The sequence below is a fragment of the Sphingomonas yabuuchiae genome, from assembly GCF_001477495.1.
GTDB classification, from domain to species: domain Bacteria; phylum Pseudomonadota; class Alphaproteobacteria; order Sphingomonadales; family Sphingomonadaceae; genus Sphingomonas; species Sphingomonas yabuuchiae_A.
This window is the reverse complement of sequence record NZ_LDTF01000046.1, coordinates 1-5,610: the sequence shown is the minus strand read 5'-3', so window position 1 is coordinate 5,610 and position 5,610 is coordinate 1. Positions and strand designations below refer to the sequence as shown.

Annotated in this window: 7 protein-coding genes; 5 read left to right on the top strand and 2 right to left on the bottom strand. The window is 65.7% G+C overall.

Annotation, left to right across the window (positions count from 1 at the left end; translation table 11 throughout):
- Positions 1-2 precede the first annotated feature (2 nt).
- Entirely contained in the window at positions 3-152 is a 150-nt protein-coding gene (locus NS355_RS19480; RefSeq protein WP_430727006.1) for a transposase, read from the top strand.
- 162 nt (positions 153-314) lie between these two features.
- Here the strand turns inward: NS355_RS19480 and NS355_RS09405 are convergent, their stop codons facing one another.
- Positions 315-626 carry a hypothetical protein gene (locus NS355_RS09405; RefSeq protein WP_058745468.1) on the bottom strand — a complete coding sequence of 104 codons (312 nt, stop codon included), beginning with the start codon at positions 624-626 and terminating at the stop codon, positions 315-317.
- 204 nt (positions 627-830) lie between these two features.
- On the opposite strand from NS355_RS09405, the gene NS355_RS09400 reads away from it, so the two are divergent.
- Genes NS355_RS09400 through NS355_RS09385 form a run of 4 tightly spaced genes read left to right on the top strand, consistent with a single transcriptional unit; the run spans position 831 to position 4,608 of the window.
- On the top strand, positions 831-2,177 hold the full coding sequence (locus tag NS355_RS09400; RefSeq protein WP_058745467.1) for a M48 family metalloprotease: 1,347 nt from the start codon (positions 831-833) through the stop codon (positions 2,175-2,177).
- A complete protein-coding gene (locus NS355_RS09395) occupies positions 2,177-2,884 on the top strand; it encodes a DsbA family protein (RefSeq protein WP_058745466.1) in 708 nt (235 codons plus the stop codon). Before NS355_RS09400 ends, NS355_RS09395 begins: the two co-directional genes overlap by 1 nt.
- Before the next feature lie 33 nt (positions 2,885-2,917).
- Positions 2,918-3,850 (top strand): ABC transporter ATP-binding protein, encoded by a 933-nt coding sequence (locus NS355_RS09390; protein ID WP_058745465.1) that lies wholly within the window; start codon positions 2,918-2,920, stop codon positions 3,848-3,850.
- Entirely contained in the window at positions 3,847-4,608 is a 762-nt protein-coding gene (locus NS355_RS09385) for an ABC transporter permease (protein WP_058745464.1), read from the top strand. The genes NS355_RS09390 and NS355_RS09385 overlap by 4 nt, the downstream gene beginning before the upstream one ends.
- 150 nt (positions 4,609-4,758) lie before the next feature.
- On the opposite strand, the gene NS355_RS09380 is transcribed toward NS355_RS09385, so the two are convergent.
- A complete protein-coding gene (locus NS355_RS09380; RefSeq protein ID WP_153008158.1) occupies positions 4,759-5,475 on the bottom strand; it encodes a CPBP family intramembrane glutamic endopeptidase in 717 nt (238 codons plus the stop codon).
- Positions 5,476-5,610 lie beyond the last annotated feature (135 nt).

The window sequence follows — 5,610 nt, the reverse complement described above, 5'->3', positions numbered from 1 at the left end:
CGATCCGCGCCCAGGTCGAGGGTGTCTTTGCCACCCTCAAGCGATGGCGGGGCTTCGACTGCGTACGCTACAAGGGGCTGGCCAGGAACCGCAACGACAGCTTTCTGCTTGCCCTGGCCTACAACATGACCACCGCGCTGCGTCTCACCTGAACCCGTTCCGCCCCTCGGACCTGCTCACCAGGGCTCGAATACCCCGCCATCCCCCGCCCGCTGGTCAGCGGGCGGGGCCGCTGACCGCCAGCCAAGCCAAAATACCCGCTCGGTTCACCGCAATCGGGTTTTGCAATAATCCCCTGATGGGGGGGGGGTGACTCAGCCCTTCGCCGCCATCGCCTGCGACGCCGTGCACAGGTTGCGGCTGGCATCGCGCGGCACGGGCACGGTGACGATCGCCCCCTTCCCCGCATCGCGAAAGGCGAACAGGTGGAAACGGTGGCCGATGCCGCCCACCTCGACCCATACCAGCCACAGGCCCCGCACCCGATAAGCCCGCAGGAAGCGCACACCCGGCGGCGATTCGGGCGATACCACATCCGATCCGTTGAACGGCGCCCCCGCTTCCGCGACTGGGCGGCCGACCGCCGCCAGCAGCGCATCGTGCACCGGCTTCGGCAAATCCGCCATCCGCCGCGTCTCGGGCCGGGCTCCCGCGATGTCACAGACTGGAAGGGACGGCATTGGGGCGACCCGTCCCGCATCGATCATCGGCATCGTCGCGCCACCCTTTCGTTCGCCATGCGTTCAGCCGCCTTGTGCCAGAGGCCATCTCCACTGTCATGACCTGCAAACCCGGTTGTGTCGCGCAACCGACCCGTCGATAGAGGAAGCATGAAGCGTCTGATCGCCGCCTTCGCCGTTACGGTCCTGATCTGGGCGCAGCCGGCCGCCGCGCAGTCGATCCTGCGCGATGCGGAAACCGAATCGCTGTTCGCGGAAATGTCCGCGCCGATGATCAAGGCCGCCGGGTTGTCCCCGCGCGACGTGAAGATCGTCCTGATCAACGACGATTCGATCAACGCCTTCGTCGCGGGCGGACAGATCGTCTATGTCCATTCGGGGCTGCTCCAGGCGGCGGACAATGTGAACGAGGTGCAGGGCGTCGTCGCGCACGAGCTGGGCCATATCGCCGACGGCCATGTCATCCTGGGCGAACAGGCGATGAAGCCCGCGATGAAGATGCAACTGCTGTCAATGGTGCTGGGCCTGGCCACGCTGGCGCTGGGCGGCGGTGCGGCGGGCATGGGCGTGATGGCGGCGGGGCAGCAGGCGGCGATGAACAACGTCCTCGCCTTCAGCCGCAACCAGGAATCGGCGGCCGACGCGGCGGGCGCGCGCTATCTGACCACGGCGGGCGTGACCGGCAAGGGGATGCTGAGCTTCTTCAAGAAGTTGCAGAACCAGCAATATCGTTACGGCTATACGAACATCAATCCGTTCGCGCAGACCCATCCGCTGTCGTCGGTGCGTATCCAGTCGCTGACCGCCGATCTTCAGGGATCGCCCGCCTGGACCAAGCCGATCGATGCCAGGCTTCAGGAACGGTTCCTGCGGGTGAAGGCCAAGCTGTTCGGCTATGTCTCGCCGCCCGAGACGACGCTGAGCAAATATCCCGACACCGACCAATCGGTCTATGCGCATTATGCCCGCGCCTATGCCTATCACAAGGCCGCCTATCCCGACAAAGCCGAGGCGGAGGCCGCCGCACTGATCGCCAAGGATCCCAAGGACCCCTATTTTCAGGAAATCCAGGGCCAGATCCTGTTGGAATCGGGCAAGCCGCAAGAGGCGCTTGCGCCTTTACGTGCCGCGACCATGGGCTCGGGCCAGAATGCGTTGATCGCCACGACCTTCGGCCATGCGCTGATCGCCACCGAGGACAAGCGCAACCTGCCCGAGGCGGTGAAGGTCCTGAAAGTCGCGGTCCAGCGGGACGAGGACAATCCCTTTGCCTGGGTCCAGCTGGGCACCGCCTATGAACAGATGGGCGACGAACCCCGCGCCGCACTCGCCACCGCCGAGCGGGCGAGCATGATGGGCGACACCCGTACCGCCATCCAGAGCGCCCGCTATGCGATGGCCAATCTCACCCCCAATACGTCCGAATGGATTCGGGCGCAGGATATCGCCATGACCTCTGCCGACGCCGCCGCCAGTTCCAAGAAGAAGCGCCGCTGATGGGCGTGAAGACGTTGGCCGCCGTCGCGGCCCTGGGCGGCCTGGTCGGTGGCGGTACCGCGCTGGCCCTGGCTCCGCTGGTCGCGCCGGGCGGCACCTCGGGTGACAGCGTGCGCGCCTATCTGCTCGACCATCCCGAGGTGATCCCCGAGGCGATGCAGCGCCTGCAGGACCGCGAACAGGGCAAGGCGGTCGCGGCGATCGGCGGCGACCTGACCAAGCCGTTCGGCAATGCCTATACCGGCAATCCGAAGGGCGATGTCACGCTGGTCGAATTCTACGACTATAATTGCGGTTATTGCCGGGCCAGCCTGCCGCTGTTGAAGCAGCTGACCCAGGCCGATCCGAAATTGCGCATCGTCTATCGCGAGTTGCCGATCCTGGCGCCGTCGAGCAAGGCGGCGGCGCGCGCCAGCCTGCTCGCCGCATCGCAGGGCAAGTTCGCCGCTTTTCATGACGCGCTCTATGCCGGTGGCCCGGTCAGCGACGCGACCATCGCCGCCGCCGCCGCCAAGGCGGGCGTCGACATGAGCAAGATGGCCGCCTTCCAGCCCCAGGCCGATGCCGAGATCGCCCGCAATCTCGAAGCCGCCGGGCGGCTTGGCCTGACTGGCACGCCCAGCTGGATCGTCGGCAACCGCATCCTGTCGGGCGCGTTGCCGCTCGAACAATTGCAAAAGGCCGTCGCCGAAGCGCGAAACCGTTGATAAGGCGGCGGTCTTCCAACGGGGGACTGCCGTATGACTGACCCGATCCTGTCCGTCGAGGGCGTGACCAAAACCTATAAGGGCGGGTTCACCGCCCTCCAGCCGGTCGACCTAGAGATTCGGCGCGGCGAGATTTTCGCGCTGCTGGGACCGAACGGCGCAGGGAAAACGACGCTGATTTCCATCGTCTGCGGCATCGTCACGCCCTCGGCCGGGACCATCCGGGTCGACGGGCATGATGCGCTGCGCGACTATAAGGGCGCACGCCGCAAGATCGGGCTGGTGCCGCAGGAATTGTCGGTCGACATGTTCGAACGGGTCATCGACACGGTCAATTTCAGCCGGGGCCTGTTCGGCCGCGCGCCCGACCCCGCCTATGTCGAACAGGTGCTGCGCGACCTGTCGCTCTGGGAAAAGCGCCATGCCAAGCTGATGGAGCTGTCGGGCGGCATGAAGCGCCGCGTGCTGATCGCCAAGGCGCTGTCCCACGAACCTGACCTTCTCTTCCTCGACGAGCCGACCGCGGGCGTCGATGTCGAGCTGCGCCGCGACATGTGGAAGCTGGTCCACCGGCTTCGCGAGCGGGGCGTCACGATCATCCTGACCACGCACTATATCGAAGAGGCCGAGGAGATGGCCGATCGGGTGGGCGTGATCGCCAAGGGCAAGCTGCTCCTGGTCGAGGAAAAGGCCGAGATGATGAAAAAGCTCGGCAAGCGCGAAATGGTGCTGACCCTGGCCGAGCCGATGACGGCGATCCCGCCCGAATTGGCCGAGTGGAACCTGACGCTGGAGGATGAGGGCAAGCGCCTGCGCTACATCTTCGACGCGCGCGCCGAGCGGACCGGCATCCCCTCGCTGTTGCGCAAGCTGGGCGACATGGATGTCGGGTTCAACGATCTGGAAACCTACAAATCCTCGCTGGAGGATATCTTCGTCGATCTGGTCGAGGGGACACGCGCATGAACCTGCATGGCATCTGGTCGATCTATCGCTTCGAAATGGCGCGGTTCCGGCGGACGGTGTGGACCAGCCTGATGGTGCCGGTCATCACCACGACGCTCTATTTCGTGGTGTTCGGCACCGCGATCGGATCGGCGATGAACCAGGTCTCGGGCGTGCCTTACGGCGCGTTCATCGTGCCGGGCCTGATGCTGCTGTCGATCTTTTCAGAGAGCATCCTGAATGCGAGCCTGGGCATCTACATGCCCAAATTCACCGGCACGATGTATGAAATCCTGTCCGCGCCCTTGTCGCCGATCGAGACGGTGCTGGGCTATGTCGGCGCGGCGGCGAGCAAGTCGATGGTGATCGGCCTCGTCATCCTCGCCACCGCCCATCTGTTCGTCGACCTGACGATCCTGCACCCGGTCGCGATGCTCTTCTACCTGCTGCTGGTCGCGGTGACCTTCTCGCTGTTCGGCTTCGCTATCGGCATCTGGGCGCGCGGGTTCGAGCAGTTGCAGGTCATTCCGCTGCTGATCGTCACGCCGCTGACCTTCCTGGGCGGTGCCTTCTATTCGGTGACGATCCTGCCGGAGCCGTGGCGGACGGTGACGCTGTTCAACCCGGTCGTGTATCTGATCAACGGCTTCCGCTGGACCTTTTTCGGCACCTCGGACGTGACGCCGGGAGTCAGCCTGGGGGTGACGGCGCTCTTCCTGCTGGCATGCCTGGCGTGGATCGGCTGGATTTTCCGCACCGGCTGGCGACTGAAGAACTGAGCACGGCCAAAAACTGACCTGTTCCCCGGCGAAGGCCGGGGTCCAGTGGCGGTGGATTGGCGAGGATGTGGGACATTCGCCTCCCCCTCGCCATTTGGACACACCATGAACTTTGCCGAAACTGGGCCCCGGCCTTCGCCGGGGAACAGGTTACTTCTTGAGCACCCCGCCCAACACCGGGGTCACCACTAGCCCGTTCAGGTCCACCAGCGCATGGACCAGCATCACCACCCACAGGCTGCCTGTCATCAGATACAATCCGGTCATCACCGCCCCCAGTGCGGTGGTGGCGACCACCCCGACCCAGCCCTGATAACGGTGCATCGCCCCGAACAGCACCAGCGACGTGACAAAGCCGATCCCCGCCTGCCCCGTCGCCATCGCGACCAGCAGCGGCAGATAGAGGCGGAAGAACGCCTCCTCGGTCACCCCCGCCATGATGCTGAGCGCCGCGGCATATTTCACTTCGCGCCGCTCGCGCGGCAGCAGCGCGGAGACATTGCCCAGCGGCTTGCGCTTGCGCATGCGCGCCAGCACCGCGCCGATCGCCAGCCCGCCGACCGCGCCGCCGATCAGCATCCCCTGCATCGCCTCGCCGCTGTCGAGGATCGGCGGCATGGTGGCGGCGATGGGGGCGAATTCATCCGGCATCACGGCCAGCGCATCGGTCCGGGCGAGCAGCGCCAGCCCGACAAGCACCGGCAGCAGGAACGCCAGCGCCGAACGCGCCAGCCAGAGGCGGAACCGCATCCGCCGCGAACGGCTGTCGTTCAACGCGCTAAACCGCCGATACGCGCCCAGATCGCCCTTCTGGAACCACCAGATGCCCGCCAAGGCGGCGAGGAGCAGGAGGGTGGGAGCTACCATCCACCCCTCCCCTTCAGGGGAGGGGACGGGGGTGGGGCGCTTCCGCAAACCGGACGCTGGTGGAAAGGCCCCACCCCAACCCCTTCCCTGAAGGGGAGGGGCTTGATCCAGACGATGCCCTCATCCCCCCAGATC

Coding starts and splice junctions, on each gene's coding strand:
- NS355_RS09400 (WP_058745467.1), top strand. CDS start 831: ATGAAGCGTCTGATCGCCGCCTTCGCCGTTACGGTCCTGATCTGGGCG.
- NS355_RS09380 (WP_153008158.1), bottom strand. CDS start 5,475: ATGGTAGCTCCCACCCTCCTGCTCCTCGCCGCCTTGGCGGGCATCTGG.
- NS355_RS09395 (WP_058745466.1), top strand. CDS start 2,177: ATGGGCGTGAAGACGTTGGCCGCCGTCGCGGCCCTGGGCGGCCTGGTC.
- NS355_RS09405 (WP_058745468.1), bottom strand. CDS start 626: ATGGCGGATTTGCCGAAGCCGGTGCACGATGCGCTGCTGGCGGCGGTC.
- NS355_RS09385 (WP_058745464.1), top strand. CDS start 3,847: ATGAACCTGCATGGCATCTGGTCGATCTATCGCTTCGAAATGGCGCGG.
- NS355_RS09390 (WP_058745465.1), top strand. CDS start 2,918: ATGACTGACCCGATCCTGTCCGTCGAGGGCGTGACCAAAACCTATAAG.